Source organism: Luteimonas sp. e5, from assembly GCF_054031035.1.
In genome coordinates this window covers 132,220-145,923 of record NZ_JBSTRX010000004.1, presented here as the reverse complement: position 1 = coordinate 145,923, position 13,704 = coordinate 132,220, and the positions used below count along the sequence as shown (strand labels likewise).

The following is a 13,704-nucleotide window of genomic DNA, read 5'->3' as shown; positions in this document are numbered from 1 at the left end:
TGTTCAGGAACACCACGATGTACGGAACGCCCACCTGGCGCGCCAGCAGGATGTGCTCGCGCGTCTGCGGCATCGGGCCGTCCGCGGCCGAGCACACCAGGATCGCGCCGTCCATCTGCGCCGCACCGGTGATCATGTTCTTCACGTAGTCGGCGTGACCCGGGCAGTCCACGTGCGCGTAGTGGCGGGTCGGCGACTCGTATTCCACGTGCGAGGTGGAAATCGTGATGCCGCGCGCCTTCTCTTCCGGCGCCTTGTCGATCGCGTCGTACGCGCGGAACTCGCCGCCGAAACGCTCCGCACCGATCTTCGTCAGCGCCGCCGTCAGCGTCGTCTTGCCGTGGTCAACGTGACCAATCGTGCCCACGTTCACGTGGGGCTTGGTGCGCTCGAACTTTTCCTTTGCCATGTCTCTACTCGGATCTGGATGGGCGGGTGGAACGAAAGGTGGTGCTCACGAATGGAATCGAACCATCGACCTCTTCCTTACCAAGGAAGTGCTCTACCGACTGAGCTACGTGAGCCTGATTGTGCGTGCCTGCCTTGCGGAGGAGTCCAGTGGAGCGGGAGACGGGAATCGAACCCGCACCATCAGCTTGGAAGGCTGAGGTTCTACCATTGAACTACTCCCGCGCCGGGAGGCGTTGCCGCTGAAGGTGGTGGAGGGAGGTGGATTCGAACCACCGAAGGCGTAAGCCAGCAGATTTACAGTCTGCCCCCGTTGGCCGCTTGGGTATCCCTCCGCCGAAATGCCATCAGCGGTGAAACAGCCCGTTATTCTGACCGGCTCCGCGCGGCATGTCAACGCTTGGCGACGACCTTGCGCACGGTGGTCGGCGAGGCTTCAGTGTGGCGGTGCTTCGGCGCCGCCCGGCGCGGCCGGAACCACGTCGCCGCGCAAGCCTTCGCCGGCATACAGCGCGATGTGCGGCACGCCGTCGGCGCCGATCCAGCCGCGGTACATGCCCTCGGTATTGAACGGGAAGGCGAAGTCGCCGTCGGCGGTCATCACGATGGCGCCGCCGTCGCCGCCCATGGCGACGATCTCCTCGTTGATCACCGCCGCGCCGGCGCTGGCCGCGGTGTCACTGCGCAGTGCCACCCGGGCACAGATGCTGTGCGCGGCGGCGGTGCGGATGTAGTACTCGCCCCAGCCGGTGCTCGATACCGCGCAGCGGGCATCGGCCCAGGTGCCGGCGCCGATCACCGGGCTGTCACCGACCCGGTTCCAGCGTTTGTCGGTCATGCCGCCGGTGGAGGTGCCGGCGGCCAGGCCGCCCGTGGCATCCAGCGCCACCGCGCCGACCGTGCCCACGTATTTCAGGTATTCCGCATCGGCCACGGGGCCGGTATCGCCGCGCAGGCGCTGTTGCAGCTGGTTCCAGCGGCGCTCGGTGCGGAAGTAGTCGGGCTTGACCCATTTGAAGCCATGCTCGCGGGCGAAGGTTTCCGCACCCTTGCCGACCAGCATCACGTGCTCGGAGCGTTCCATCACCGCGCGTGCCAGGGTGATCGGGTTCTTGATCCGCTGCACCCCGGCCACCGCGCCGGCGGCACGGGTCTTGCCGTCCATGATCGAGGCATCCAGCTCGTTGCGGCCTTCATGGGTGAACACCGCGCCGCGCCCGGCGTTGAAGTGCGGGTTGTCCTCCAGCACCACGATCGCCGCGGTCACCGCATCCAGCGCCGACTTGCCGGCGGCAAGTTCCGCATGGCCGCGCTTGAGCGCGGTTTCCAGCGCGGCACGCACCGCGGCCTCGTCGGCGGCACTCATCTGGCTGCGCACCACGCCGGCGCCGCCATGCACGATCAGGACCGGCTCGGCAGCGTGCGCCGCAGGCAACAAGCCCATGACAAGGCCCAGGACGAGGGGACGGATACGGCGCATGGCGGTTCTCCTGCAGGCAAGGCGCGCCGGCTCACGGCCGCGGCGCGGGAACGGGCGGGCTGAACTGCAGCTCGCCATCACGAATGGTCGCACGGACCTTGAATTCGGGCGCGATCACACGCCAGCTGCGCGTGTCGAGGCGGCTGTCGCGGCCGATGCCGACCACTTCCCAGCCATCGGCCTGCAATGGCCCGCCCTGCTCGAGGCGAAATCCCCCCGGGCGGATCAGCCAGGCGCGACCACCGGTATTGGTGAACACACGGCCCTGGCCGGTGCCGTCGATCGCCAGCGCGGTCTGTTCATCGATGCCGAGGCCGCGCAGCGGGCGCTCCGGGTGGCGCTCGGCCAGTTGCGCCAGCATCGTCATCAGCCGCGCCTGGCGCTCGCGCTCGGCGAAGTGGCTGTCGGTCAGCACGCCCGCCGAATACAGCGGCTCCAGACGCAGGAAGTCCTCGACCAGGGTCGCGGCGGCGGTGCGCGAATCGGCCAGCGCCTCGCGGCTGGTCAGGCTGCCGCCATCCAGTGCGCCGTACACGTAACGCCCCTGCACGGCGAGCCCGGCACTGGTGCCGCCCAGCGGCTTGCCGGCGGCGACGTGCCGGTTGATCGCATCCTGCAGCGGCGTGCCCTGCCAGAAACGCAGGTAGCGTGACTGGTCGCCACCGCCAATGAACAGCACGTCGGCGCGTGCCACCGCGCTCAGCACACGCGGGTCCGAGGCTGCTTCGCGCGAATGGAACACGAACGTCTGCAGCGAAGCCATGCCACCGATGTCCTGGTACATCTCGCGTTGGTTGGCATCATCCAGCGAGGCGCGCAGGATCACGCCATGGCCATGGCCGGCGCGCTCGAACAGCCAACGCAGGCCGTCATGCGGCCATTCGCCACCGCCGATGAGGAGCAGGCCGGGACGCACCGCTCCGGGCCGGGGCGCGGCCGGGTCGCCGATTCGGTAATGGTCGTAGCCGGCCTGTGGCGCTGTCTTCGGTGTCGCGGCACAGGCCGCGAGCATGCATGCGGACAGCAGCATGCCGATGCCCTTCCATCGCCATTTGCCCATCGCTGCATCCCCGTCGGTGCAAACGCTCTTTTTAGCACACGCCCATCGCGCCCGGGGAGTGCTGCAGGCACAGGCGCGCGCGCGGCAAATCTGCTATTCCTGAGCCAAGGGAAGGGATCCGCAACCAGGCCGCGGCAATACCGGCACACCTGCCGGCCGCGGCCACCGCCACGAACTTGTCCGAGGACCCGATGAAAACCGCGAAAACCCTGCTGCATGCCGCCATCCAGGCGGCGATCTGGATGCCCGTCATGGCCTGGGCGCAGGCCGCGAACCAGGAACCTGCACCACCCGCCACCACCTCCGCACAGGAGATCGACAGCGTGGTGGTGACCGGCTCGCGCATCCCGCGCGCCCAAGTGGAAGGCCCGGCGCCGGTCAGCGTGATCACCGCCGAGGACATCCAGGCCGGCGGCTTCACCAGCGTGCCGGACGTGCTGCAATCACTGAGCCAGAACGGCGGCCAGACGCAAAGCCAGCAATCGGCCGGCGGCGCCGACTTTTCCCCCGGCGCACAGCAGGTGGATCTGCGTGCGCTCGGCCCCAATCACACCCTGGTGCTGGTCAATGGCCGCCGCATCGCCGACTTTCCCCTGCCCTTCGGCGGTCGCAGCAACTTCACCGACGTCTCCAGCCTGCCCCTGGGCATGATCGAGCGCATCGAAGTGCTGACCGGCAGCGCCTCGGCGATCTATGGCTCGGACGCGATCTCCGGCGTGGTCAACTTCATCCTGAAGAAGCGGGCCGACGGCACCACCGTGGATTACCGCTACGGCCAGACCGGCCAGGGCGATGCCAGGTCGCACCGGCTCAACGTCTCCAGCGGCTTCAGCCTTGGCCAGACCAATGTCGTGGCCGGTTTCGAATACCGCCGCCAGGATCCGCTGTGGGGCTTCGAACGCAAGGAGCAGGATTCGACCTTCGACGGGCCGACCGCCAACTCGCGCCTGCCCTCGCGCAACTTCCTCATCACCGACTGGTGGGACGACTACATCGACCCGGGCGAAGCCACCTGCGCCTCGATGTCGCACCTGTTCGACGGCACCCTGCACTACGCCGAACGCCCCCGCTACGGCTGGTATTGCGGCAGCGACCGCACCCCGGCCTATCGCACCCAGATCAGCAAGCGCGATGGCATCAATGCCTACGCCTCGCTGAGCCGTCCACTGGCCAATGGCGCCGAATGGTTCGCCGACATCCAGGCCGGGCGGCACGAGGTGGCCCTGTACCGCGGGCCGCGCAGCTGGGCGCTGATGACCCCCGATGGCGTGGAGTGGGACTATTTCTACAACGCGAACACCGACCAGATCGAGTATTGGCAGCGCATCTTCAGCCCGGAGGAAATGGGCGGGCTGGATCGCGGCATGGTCAAGACCGTGCAGAAGACCTTCAGCGTCACCAGCGGCTTCACCGGCACCCTGGCCAATGACTGGGATTACGAGGCGGCACTCAGCCATTCGCAGTACGAAGCCTCGGTCAGCTGGCCGCAGATCGTGGCGCAGGCGGCCAATGACCTGTTCCTCGGCCCGCAGCTGCCGGGCATGCAGCCCTGGCGCGGCGGCCTGTACCCGATCTTCGACGCCGACCCGGCACGGCTGTGGCAGCCGCTGACGCGCGAGGAGTTCGACCGCATCTTCGCGCGCAGCACCTATCACCCGAAGTCGGCGACACAGACACTCGCGCTGACCCTGACCCAGGCCGAACTGTTCCAGCTGCCCGGCGGCGGCGCCGGCTTCGCTGCCACCGCCGAGGTCGGTCACCAGTCCTACGACCTCAAGCCCGATCCGCTGGCCACACAGTACCACTACTACAGCTGGAAGGACTCCGATGGCCAGGGCAGCCGCAGCCGCTGGGCACTGGCCAGCGAATTGCGCATGCCGGTGCTCGAGCGGCTCGATCTGAGCGTGGCCGGGCGTTACGACCAGTACCGTTTCGCCGGCCGCGACCCGGGCAAGTTCACCTGGAGCGCGGGGCTGGAATGGCGTCCGCTGGACAGCCTGCTGGTGCGCGGCTCCTACGGCACCGCGTTCCGCGCCCCCGACCTGCATTACGTGTTCACCGGGCCGGGCAATGACGAAACCCGCGTCACCGACTACTGGCGCTGCGCCAGCGAGCAACCCGACGTGCCGGTGAAGGACTGCGACTACGACCGCGAAGGCATCATCCGCAGCCGCGTCGGCAATCGTGACCTGAACCCTGAAACCAGTGACTCGTGGACCGTGGGCCTGGTGTGGTCGCCCGCACCGTGGTTCGACATGTCACTGGACTGGTTCAGCATCGACATGCGCGACCAGGTGCAGGACCTGCGCGTGGACGAAGTGATGCGCAACGAGCTGAAGTGCCGCGGCGGCGAGCTGGCGATCGACTCGGCGATCTGCGTGGACACGCTGGAGCGGGTCACGCGGATGACCGACGGCAAGCTCTACGGCGTGCATGTCAATCCGATCAACATCGCCCGCGAGCGCACCAGCGGTCTGGATTTCAGCAGCAACCTGCGCTGGGACACCGGCATCGGCACCTTCCGCCTGAATGGTGGTTACACCTGGGTGCGGGTGCACGAAATCCGTCGCTATCCCGACGAGCCGGTGGTCGACATGTTCGCGATCAACAGCGGCTACGACATCCCGCGCAGCAAGGCCAACCTGCGTCTGTCGTGGGCGCTGGGGCCATGGTCGGCTTCGATCCAGGGCCGGCGTCTGGGCAAGTTGCCGAACGATGATTCGTACTACGAAATCTGGCGCGAGAGCGATGGCACCGATCCCTGGATCAAGGCCACCTACCGCTACAACGCCAACATCCAGTACGACCTGACCGAGCGCTCGCGGCTGTCATTGAGCGTGGTCAACCTGTTCGACAAGGCACCGCCCTTCGACCCGACCTATACCGGCTACCCCTACTACGACATCTCGTGGTTCGATCGCGAAGGGCGCAGCTTCTACCTGCAGTACACGCACAAGTTCGGTGGCGGGCCGCTTTGAAGAGCGAGTAACGAGTGGGGAGGAACGAGGAACGAGTGAAGGGGAACGAGTGAGCGTGCGCTCATTGCCAGTTTCCGATCACGCCTTCCCTGCCCGTCTGCCCGGCATGCGCCTGTCTGACGCATGCCGGGCCGGGCAGGCGCTTCACCGACGCATCGCCGCCTGACGGCTGGATACGGGGGGTTCCTTGCGCTCCGGGGTGGTCGAGCGCGTCGGCGCGGCCCCGTTCACGCTGATGAACTCGATGTTGCGCTCGACGGTCTTGAGGCCGATGCCCTTGACCATCGCCAGTTGTTCGGCGCTCTTGAACGGGCCATTGGCCTCGCGGTAATCGATGATGGCCTGCGCCTTGGCCGGCCCGACGCCATTGAGCGTGCGGCTGAGGGTGGCGGCATCGGCAGTGTTGATGTTGACCACTTCGGCGGCGAAGGCATTGCCGGCAAACAGGCAGCTGGCCAGCAGCAGGGCTTGCAGCGGGGCGAGAATCGATTTCATGGCTTGCTCCTTGATCGTGTGCGCCGGCGGATTTGCCGGTCACGATCAGTCTCGCCACGCCGCCGGCCGCCGGCCATCGCGCAAGTCCCCGCCTGCGGCACGGGGCAAGGCCGTTTGCGCGGTCAGTCTTTTCCGTACGCGGGCTCGGAATTTCATGCGCCCGCGCGACGGCATGCGGCCGTCCGTGGACAATCCAATCCGCACGCCAGCATGCCGCGCTGTGCCGGCCATGAGCTCCGCGGCACGCTTCGCCGCGCCGCAGCCTGACTCAGACGTTGAAGCGGAAGTGCAGCACGTCGCCTTCGGCGACCTTGTACTCCTTGCCTTCCAGCCGCAGACGACCGGCCTCGCGCGCACCGGCTTCGCCGCGATACTTGATGAAGTCGTCGTAGGCGATGGTTTCGGCGCGGATGAAGCCTTTCTCGAAGTCGGTATGGATCACCCCCGCCGCCTGCGGTGCGGTGGCCCCGCGCCTGACCGTCCACGCGCGCACTTCCTTCACCCCGGCGGTGAAGTAGGTCTGCAGGCCAAGCAAGGCATAGGCGGCGCGGATCACGCGGTTCAGTCCCGGCTCGTCAAGGCCGAGGTCGGCGAGGAAGGCATCACGGTCGGCATCGTCGAGTTCGGCCAGCTCTTCCTCGATCGCCGCCGACACCGCGACCACCTGTGCCCCTTCGGCTTCGGCACGCGCGCGCACCGCGTCCAGGTGCGGGTTGTTCTCGAAACCGTCCTCGAGCACGTTGGCCACGTACATCACCGGCTTCATGGTCAGCAGGAACAGCTCGCGCAGCAGCCCGCGCTGCTCGTCGTCCAGCGCCACCGAACGCGCGGGGCGGCCCTGATCCAGCGCCTCGCGCAGCAGGTTCAGCACTTCGATCCGCGCGCGCGCGTCCTTGTCGCCGCTCTTGGCCACGCGCTCGTAACGGGCGATGGCCTTGTCCACCGACTCCAGGTCGGCCAGTGCCAGCTCGGTGTCGATGGTTTCGATGTCGGCGATCGGGTCGACCTTGTTGCTGACATGGATCACGTCCGGGTGCTCGAAACAGCGCACCACGTGGGCGATGGCATCGACCTCGCGGATATGGGCGAGGAACTTGTTGCCCAGTCCCTCACCCTTGGCCGCACCGGCGACCAAGCCGGCGATGTCGACGAACTCGACCGTGGTCGGCAGTACCCGTTCGGGCTTGACGATTTCGGCCAATGCCGCCAATCGCGGATCGGGCACCGGCACCACGCCGACGTTCGGCTCGATGGTGCAGAAGGGGAAGTTGGCGGCGGCGATGCCGGCGCGGGTCAGGGCGTTGAACAGGGTCGACTTGCCAACATTGGGCAGGCCGACGATGCCGCATTGGATGGCCATGTCAGGCTCCGGAAGTCAGTCAGTGGCCGTGGCGCGGACGCCCGCGGCCGGTGAAACGGTGAAAGGCGAAGCACGGTGCACTCAGGCATCGCCGGCGGGGGCACGGCTGTTGAGGCGTTTCTGTGCTTCGTTGAAGTCGCCCGCGGCAGCCAGCGGCAGCACGCGGATCGCTGCATCGATGGCCTGGCCGATCAGGGCATCGTCCTCGCCGCCTGGCCGGCCCAGCACCCACGGCGTCACCCGATCCCGATGGCCGGGATGGCCGATGCCGATGCGCAGGCGCGCGAACCGCCCATGCCCGAGCAGGCGCATGATGTCGCGCAGGCCGTTCTGGCCGCCATGGCCGCCGTCGAACTTCAACCGCGCGATGCCCGGGGCGAGGTCGAGTTCGTCGTGCGCCACCAGCATCTGCTCGGGTTCGATCTTCCAGAACTGCAGCGCGGCCAGCACCGATTTGCCGCTGAGGTTCATGAAGGTCGCCGGGCGCAGCAGGCGCACCTCGGCAGCGCCGAGCGTGAGGCGTGCGGTTTCGCCAAACAGCTTGCCGTCCACGCGCCAGCCTTCGCCGGCGGTGGCCAGCAGCTCATCCACAAAACGAAAACCCGCATTGTGGCGGGTCTTCGCGTAATCGGCCCCGGGGTTGCCAAGGCCGACGATGAGACGCAGGGTGCGCATGCAGGCTGCGCCCGGCCCGGCGTGAGCCGACCGGGCGCGCGGCGATTACTCGCCTTCGCCCTCGGCCGCAGGGGCCTCCGGCGCGTCCTGCTTGGCTGCCGGCACCTCGGCGCTCTCCTCGTCTTCGGCCGGCGCTTCCTCCGGCTCTTCCTTGACGTAGCGCGCAACGACCACCGCCGGGTTGTTCTCCTCGCTGGTCGGGTGCAGCAGTTCCACGCCCTCGGGCAGCTTGACGTCCGACAGGTGCAGGGTATCGCCCGGGTTGAGGTTGCCCAGATCGACTTCGATCGCCTGCGGCAGGTCCTTGGGCAGGCAGACCACTTCGATGTCGTTGAGCTCCAGCGTCACCGCGACACCCGCGGTCTTGCCGGCCACCGAGTTCTCGACGTTCACCAGATGCACCGGCACCTTCAGGGTCAGCTTCTCGCCGGCCTTGACGCGCTGGAAATCCAGGTGCATCACGATCTGCTTGTACGGATGGCGCTGCATGTCGCGCAGCAGCACCTGCTGCACCTTGCCGTCCACCGACAGGCTGATGATCGAGGAATAGAACCAGTCATGGTGCTGCGCGACCCAGGTCGGCTCGTGCTCGAGCTCGATGCTCTCCGGGTCCTTGCCACCCCCGTAGATCACGGCCGGGATGCGGCCCGCACGACGCAGGCGGCGGCTCGCACCTTTCCCCTCGTCCTTGCGGCCGTAGGCCGTCAGTTTGTGTTCGTTCGACATTTGCGTTGACTCACTTTGCTTGAAGAAGCCGCATCACTGCGGCGGGACGACTCCCCCGCGACCAGGGGAGCCGGTTCGGCGCACGGGGCGCACGAATGGGGATCAATCCACGTACAGCGAACTCACCGATTCACCGAAGGCGATGCGGCGGACGGTTTCGGCCAGCAGCTCGGCCACCGACAGCTGGCGGATCTTCTCGCAGGTGCGGGCGTGATCGGACAGTGGAATGGTGTCGGTGACCACCAGCTCGTCCAGCGCCGAACGGGTGATGTTGTCGATCGCCGGGCCGGACAGCACCGGATGGGTGATGTAGGCGGCGACCTTGGCCGCGCCGTTTTCCTTCAGCGCGGCGGCGGCGGCGCACAGCGTGCCGGCGGTATCGACGATGTCATCGACCAGCACGCAGTTCTTGCCATCGACGTCACCGATGATGTTCATCACCGTGGCCACGTTGGCCTTGGGCCGGCGCTTGTCGATGATGGCAAGCTCGGCATCGTCCAGACGCTTGGCGATCGCACGCGCGCGCACCACGCCGCCGACATCGGGGCTGACCACCACCATGTTCTCAGTGCCGTAGGCGCGCCAGATGTCGGCCAGCAGCAGCGGCGAGGCATAGACGTTGTCCACCGGCATGTCGAAGAAGCCCTGGATCTGGTCGGCATGCAGGTCCAGGGTGAGGATGCGGTCGGCCTTGACCGCGGTGAACATGCTGGCGGCGACCTTGGCGGTGATCGGCACCCGCGCCGAACGCGGGCGGCGGTCCTGCCGGGCGTAGCCGAAGTACGGCACCACCGCGGTCACCCGGTGCGCCGATGCGCGCTTGAGCGCGTCGATCAGCACCAGCAGCTCCATCAGGTTCTCGGCACTGGGCGCGCAGGTCGGCTGCAGCACGTACACGTCCTTGCCGCGCACGTTCTCCTCGATCTCGACCTGCACCTCGCCATCGGAAAAGCGCCCGACCAGCGCCTTGCCCATGCGGATGCCCAACTCGTCGCACACCGCCTTGGCCAGCGGACGATTGGCGTTACCGGAAAAAACCAGCAGATTGCGATCGTCCATGGCGTTATGAGAAACGAGTGGAGAGGAGTGAGAAGTGAGAGAGAAGCGAAGCAGCGAGGCTTGCGCCTCTCACTCCTCACTTCTCTCAACTCACTCCTCAGGTTGTATGGCAGGGGCGGAAGGATTCGAACCTACGCATGCCAGGATCAAAACCTGGTGCCTTAACCACTTGGCGACGCCCCTTCGATTGCGGCCTTTTCCAGTGCATCCAGAAGCGGCGAGCGCGCCGCGCCTGCAACCACCCGCGCGTCCAGTTGCGCAGGGAGCCGGGTGATGGCGACTTCGGCGTCCTCGCGCGTGGCGAATTCGACGAAGCATGCGCTGCCAGTGCCGCTGAGGCGTGGCCGACCGATGGCTGCCAGTGCGTCGAAGGCGGCTTCCACCGCCGGCTCGCGCCTGCGCAACACCGGTTCGAACGCATTGCCGACCCGATTCCCGGAAAGGAAGTCGGATATTGTCGCGGCAGACGAATCCCGCGTCAAATCATCGGCTTGGAACAGCGCCGCGGTGGTGACGTGGACGCCGGGAAAGGCCAGCACGTACCACGCCGGTGGCAGCCCGATCGGCGTGAGCACATCGCCCACGCCGGTGGCCCAGGCATTGCGGCCATGCACGAACACCGGCACGTCCGCGCCCAACGCCAGGCCCAGTCTGGCCAGCGCCTCGACCGGCAGGTGCAGGCCCCAGAGGTGGTTCAGCGCGTGCAGCACACTGGCCGCATCGGACGAACCGCCACCCAGGCCAGCCCCGGCGGGGATGTGCTTGTCGATCACGATGTCGACACCTTGCCGGCAGTTGGCCGCCTGTTGCAGGCTGATCGCAGCGCGAACGGCAAGATCATCGGCTTCTGCCACGCCCGCCAGCGACGTTCCCACGCGACGTATGCGGCCATCATCACGCCGCCGCAGGTGCACCTGGTCGCCCCATTGCAGCAGGCGGAACACGGTCTGCAGCTGATGGTAGCCATCGGCGCGGCGCCCGGTGATTTCCAGCATCAGGTTGAGCTTGGCCGGCGCCGGCCAGCTCGACCAGCCCGGCCCCGCGGGTACCGCGGCTTCAGTCATCGGCGGCCTCGCCCCAGGCATCGACCACCAGGCGCACCCGGCTCTCGCCGCGCTCGGCGGTGATGCGCCGTGGCCGTCCCTGCGCATCCGGCACCAGCTCGATGCGCCAACCGGCCTGGTCAAAGCCGACAAGGCGGCCATCGGGCATCGCGAACACGTGGCGTTGCACCGGCTCGCCACGGGCCGGGTGGCCCTGCAGCCAGGCCGGCATCTGCGCCACCGGAATATCCCAGCCGCTGGCTTCGCGCAGCAGTGCGGCGGCGTCAGGCCCCTGGCGCGAGCCTTCGGGCAACCCGGAAATCACTGCGCCGGTGGCATCCACGTCCAATCGCCAGCTCTGCCGGGTAACCGGCGCGCTCAGGGTGACGCTGTAATCCTCCCTGCCGCGCTGTTGCCATTCGATGCGGGCATTGCCGCTCTGCCGCGCGTGACTGATCGCGGCACGGCCGTGCATCGACCAGCCGCCCGTCGCGTGCGTGGCATCGACGGCCGCCTGCCGCGCCGTCACCGCGGCGATCCATTCACCGCACTGCGCGGAGTCCGCGTCGCCCGCGCTGCTGTCACAGATCACGACCTCACCCGCAGGCGCACGCAGCTCGCGACCGGCACAACCGGCCAGGAGCACCAGCAGCAAGGGCCAAGCCAGGCGCGACAAGCGCGACGCCGGGCGGGCTGCGCCATGGCAGGGATTCGGATTCACAATTCGACTCCGGTGACGTCCAGCGCGCGCTTGAGCGAGCGGTTGTCCGCATCGATGCGATGGGCCTCTTCGAACCACTGCCGCGCCTCGTCGCGGCGGCCGAGCATCCACAGCACCTCGGCAACATGCGCGGCGACTTCCGCATCCTTGTTCAACGCGAACGAGCGTTTGAGCTGCACCAGCGCCTCCTGATGGCGGCCGAGGCGGTACAGCACCCAGCCGTGGCTGTCGATGATCGCGGCATTGCCGGGATCGGCCAAGCGCGCGCGGTCGATCAGTTCCAGCGCTTCGCGGTAACGCGTGGTGCGGTCGGCGAGGGTGTAGCCGAGCGCATTGAGCGTGGCCACGTTGTCCGGCTCGATCACCAGGATCTTGCGCAAATCGGCTTCCGCCAGGTCAATCCGATCGGTACGCTCCCACGCCAGCGCGCGGCTGTAAAGAATGCCCAACTCGTCCGGCATTGCCGCCAAGCCGCGTGCGTAGGCATCGAACTCGCCCGCCTCATCGCCGTCCTCGTGGCGCAGCTCGGCCTCGGCAAGGTAGGCGTCGCGTTGCACGCTGGCCTCGGCTTCCTCGTCGTTCTGCAAGGCGCGCAACGCGGCGAAGGCGGCGTCCTTGCGCCCCATCGCATGCAAGGTGCTGGCCTGGCGCAGGCGGGCGATGTGGCGCAGTGACGGATCATCGATGCCGGCATACCACTCCAGCGCCTCGTCGTGGCGCTTCAGCGTCTCCGCCACCTGCCCCAGCAGCAGGCGCTGGCGCGGATCGGGCGAGGTTGCATCGGCCTTGATTTCGTCATACAGCCGCTCTAGGCCGGGGTCGTCCTTGGCCCGCGCCAGCATCGCCGCGCGCAGCGCACGGGTCTGCAGGTCCTGCGGCCCGTCGGCCAGCACTTCGGCGGAGGTGGCGGCATCGCCCAGCGCCTCGTATTCGCCGGCCAGCAGCAGACGCAGCTGCGGCACGCTGTCGATGCGGCGACGCAACTCGTCCAGCAAGGTGCGTGCGCGCTCCAGCTCTCCGTCCTCGCGCGCCAAGCTGGCCTGCAACAGTTGCACTCGCGGCTGGTCGGGATGCGCGCGGATGATGTCACCGACCAGGGCATTCACCAGCGCCGGCTGCTGCAGGCGCTGGGCAAGGCCGGCAAAGGCCAGCAACGCCTCCATCTCCTGCGGCAGCGCGTTGCGCTTGCGCAGGCCCTCGATCACCTGTGCCACGCGTCGGTTGTCGGCACCCGCCGCCGACAATGCCACCAGCGCATGCCGCCAGCCGCGCGGGTCGGGGTCGCGCACCAGCGCTTCCGCCCCTGCCAGCGCCTGCCGGTGACGGCCGCGGCGCAGCGCAAGCGTGGTTTCGGCACTGGTCAGTGCCAGCGATGGTTCGCCCTGGCGCTTCCACAAGGCCAGTGCATCGCCGGCAATGCGGTCTTCGCCGGCCAGCAACGCGATGGTGGTGGCGCGCTCGGCCAAGGTGGCATCCCGGCTCAGGCGCGCCGCCTGCAGATAATGCCGCGCCGCATCCGCCAACTTGCCGGCCTGCAGCGAAAATTCGCCGGCCAGCATCGGCTCCAGTGCCGAGTTGCCACCCTGTTCGGCATGCAGCGGAAACACGGGCACGGTCAGCAAGCCCAGCAACAGGGCGAAAGCATGGAATCGGCGGCGGGCAGCAGTCGGCATGGGCGCGGCGTAAAATGGCAGGAATG

At 67.7% G+C, this 13,704-nt stretch carries 12 protein-coding genes and 4 tRNA genes; 1 reads left to right on the top strand and 15 read right to left on the bottom strand.

Features of this window, described 5'->3' with window-relative positions:
- The 6 genes from ACW11F_RS12335 to ACW11F_RS12310 all read right to left on the bottom strand — a co-directional run.
- Positions 1-409, bottom strand: a 409-nt coding sequence (locus ACW11F_RS12335) for a GTP-binding protein (RefSeq protein WP_456997243.1), incomplete at its 3' end; no start/stop codon positions are given.
- Between the two features lie 39 nt (positions 410-448).
- A tRNA-Thr gene (locus ACW11F_RS12330) sits at positions 449-524 on the bottom strand.
- Positions 525-559: 35 nt separating this feature from the next.
- A tRNA-Gly gene (locus ACW11F_RS12325) sits at positions 560-633 on the bottom strand.
- A gap of 24 nt (positions 634-657) precedes the next feature.
- Positions 658-743 (bottom strand) — tRNA-Tyr (locus ACW11F_RS12320).
- A gap of 101 nt (positions 744-844) precedes the next feature.
- Positions 845-1,888, bottom strand: coding sequence for an isoaspartyl peptidase/L-asparaginase family protein (locus tag ACW11F_RS12315; RefSeq protein WP_456997242.1), 1,044 nt, complete (start codon positions 1,886-1,888; stop codon positions 845-847).
- Between the two features lie 31 nt (positions 1,889-1,919).
- Positions 1,920-2,948, bottom strand: coding sequence for a cyanophycinase (locus tag ACW11F_RS12310; protein ID WP_456997241.1), 1,029 nt, complete (start codon positions 2,946-2,948; stop codon positions 1,920-1,922).
- A gap of 191 nt (positions 2,949-3,139) precedes the next feature.
- On the opposite strand from ACW11F_RS12310, the gene ACW11F_RS12305 reads away from it, so the two are divergent.
- Positions 3,140-5,926, top strand: coding sequence for a TonB-dependent receptor plug domain-containing protein (locus tag ACW11F_RS12305; protein ID WP_456997240.1), 2,787 nt, complete (start codon positions 3,140-3,142; stop codon positions 5,924-5,926).
- A 144-nt stretch (positions 5,927-6,070) separates the two neighbouring features.
- Here the strand turns inward: ACW11F_RS12305 and ACW11F_RS12300 are convergent, their stop codons facing one another.
- From ACW11F_RS12300 to ACW11F_RS12260, 9 genes are all read right to left on the bottom strand, one after another.
- Positions 6,071-6,421: a ComEA family DNA-binding protein gene (locus ACW11F_RS12300; protein WP_456997239.1), complete on the bottom strand. Its 351-nt coding sequence runs from the start codon at positions 6,419-6,421 to the stop codon at positions 6,071-6,073.
- A gap of 268 nt (positions 6,422-6,689) precedes the next feature.
- Positions 6,690-7,781 (bottom strand): redox-regulated ATPase YchF, encoded by a 1,092-nt coding sequence (gene ychF, locus ACW11F_RS12295; protein ID WP_456997237.1) that lies wholly within the window; start codon positions 7,779-7,781, stop codon positions 6,690-6,692.
- 81 nt (positions 7,782-7,862) lie between these two features.
- Complete coding sequence (pth, locus tag ACW11F_RS12290; RefSeq protein ID WP_456997236.1) at positions 7,863-8,456, bottom strand: aminoacyl-tRNA hydrolase; 594 nt, start codon at positions 8,454-8,456, stop codon at positions 7,863-7,865.
- 45 nt (positions 8,457-8,501) lie between these two features.
- The gene (locus ACW11F_RS12285) at positions 8,502-9,182 is read right to left on the bottom strand and encodes a 50S ribosomal protein L25/general stress protein Ctc (RefSeq protein ID WP_456997235.1); all 681 of its coding nucleotides are present in this window, start codon (positions 9,180-9,182) and stop codon (positions 8,502-8,504) included.
- A gap of 102 nt (positions 9,183-9,284) precedes the next feature.
- Positions 9,285-10,241 (bottom strand): ribose-phosphate diphosphokinase, encoded by a 957-nt coding sequence (locus ACW11F_RS12280; RefSeq protein WP_456997234.1) that lies wholly within the window; start codon positions 10,239-10,241, stop codon positions 9,285-9,287.
- Positions 10,242-10,348: 107 nt separating this feature from the next.
- Positions 10,349-10,424: transfer RNA gene (locus tag ACW11F_RS12275), tRNA-Gln, on the bottom strand.
- Positions 10,403-11,305 carry a 4-(cytidine 5'-diphospho)-2-C-methyl-D-erythritol kinase gene (ispE, locus tag ACW11F_RS12270; RefSeq protein ID WP_456997233.1) on the bottom strand — a complete coding sequence of 301 codons (903 nt, stop codon included), beginning with the start codon at positions 11,303-11,305 and terminating at the stop codon, positions 10,403-10,405. Before ispE ends, ACW11F_RS12275 begins: the two co-directional genes overlap by 22 nt.
- Positions 11,298-12,005 (bottom strand): lipoprotein insertase outer membrane protein LolB, encoded by a 708-nt coding sequence (gene lolB, locus ACW11F_RS12265; RefSeq protein WP_456997232.1) that lies wholly within the window; start codon positions 12,003-12,005, stop codon positions 11,298-11,300. The genes ispE and lolB overlap by 8 nt, the downstream gene beginning before the upstream one ends.
- A complete protein-coding gene (locus ACW11F_RS12260) occupies positions 12,002-13,678 on the bottom strand; it encodes a tetratricopeptide repeat protein (RefSeq protein WP_456997231.1) in 1,677 nt (558 codons plus the stop codon). Before ACW11F_RS12260 ends, lolB begins: the two co-directional genes overlap by 4 nt.
- Positions 13,679-13,704 lie beyond the last annotated feature (26 nt).

Coding starts and splice junctions, on each gene's coding strand:
- ACW11F_RS12315 (WP_456997242.1), bottom strand. CDS start 1,888: ATGCGCCGTATCCGTCCCCTCGTCCTGGGCCTTGTCATGGGCTTGTTG.
- ACW11F_RS12310 (WP_456997241.1), bottom strand. CDS start 2,948: ATGGGCAAATGGCGATGGAAGGGCATCGGCATGCTGCTGTCCGCATGC.
- ACW11F_RS12305 (WP_456997240.1), top strand. CDS start 3,140: ATGAAAACCGCGAAAACCCTGCTGCATGCCGCCATCCAGGCGGCGATC.
- ACW11F_RS12300 (WP_456997239.1), bottom strand. CDS start 6,421: ATGAAATCGATTCTCGCCCCGCTGCAAGCCCTGCTGCTGGCCAGCTGC.
- ychF (WP_456997237.1), bottom strand. CDS start 7,781: ATGGCCATCCAATGCGGCATCGTCGGCCTGCCCAATGTTGGCAAGTCG.
- pth (WP_456997236.1), bottom strand. CDS start 8,456: ATGCGCACCCTGCGTCTCATCGTCGGCCTTGGCAACCCCGGGGCCGAT.
- ACW11F_RS12285 (WP_456997235.1), bottom strand. CDS start 9,182: ATGTCGAACGAACACAAACTGACGGCCTACGGCCGCAAGGACGAGGGG.
- ACW11F_RS12280 (WP_456997234.1), bottom strand. CDS start 10,241: ATGGACGATCGCAATCTGCTGGTTTTTTCCGGTAACGCCAATCGTCCG.
- ispE (WP_456997233.1), bottom strand. CDS start 11,305: ATGACTGAAGCCGCGGTACCCGCGGGGCCGGGCTGGTCGAGCTGGCCG.
- ACW11F_RS12260 (WP_456997231.1), bottom strand. CDS start 13,678: ATGCCGACTGCTGCCCGCCGCCGATTCCATGCTTTCGCCCTGTTGCTG.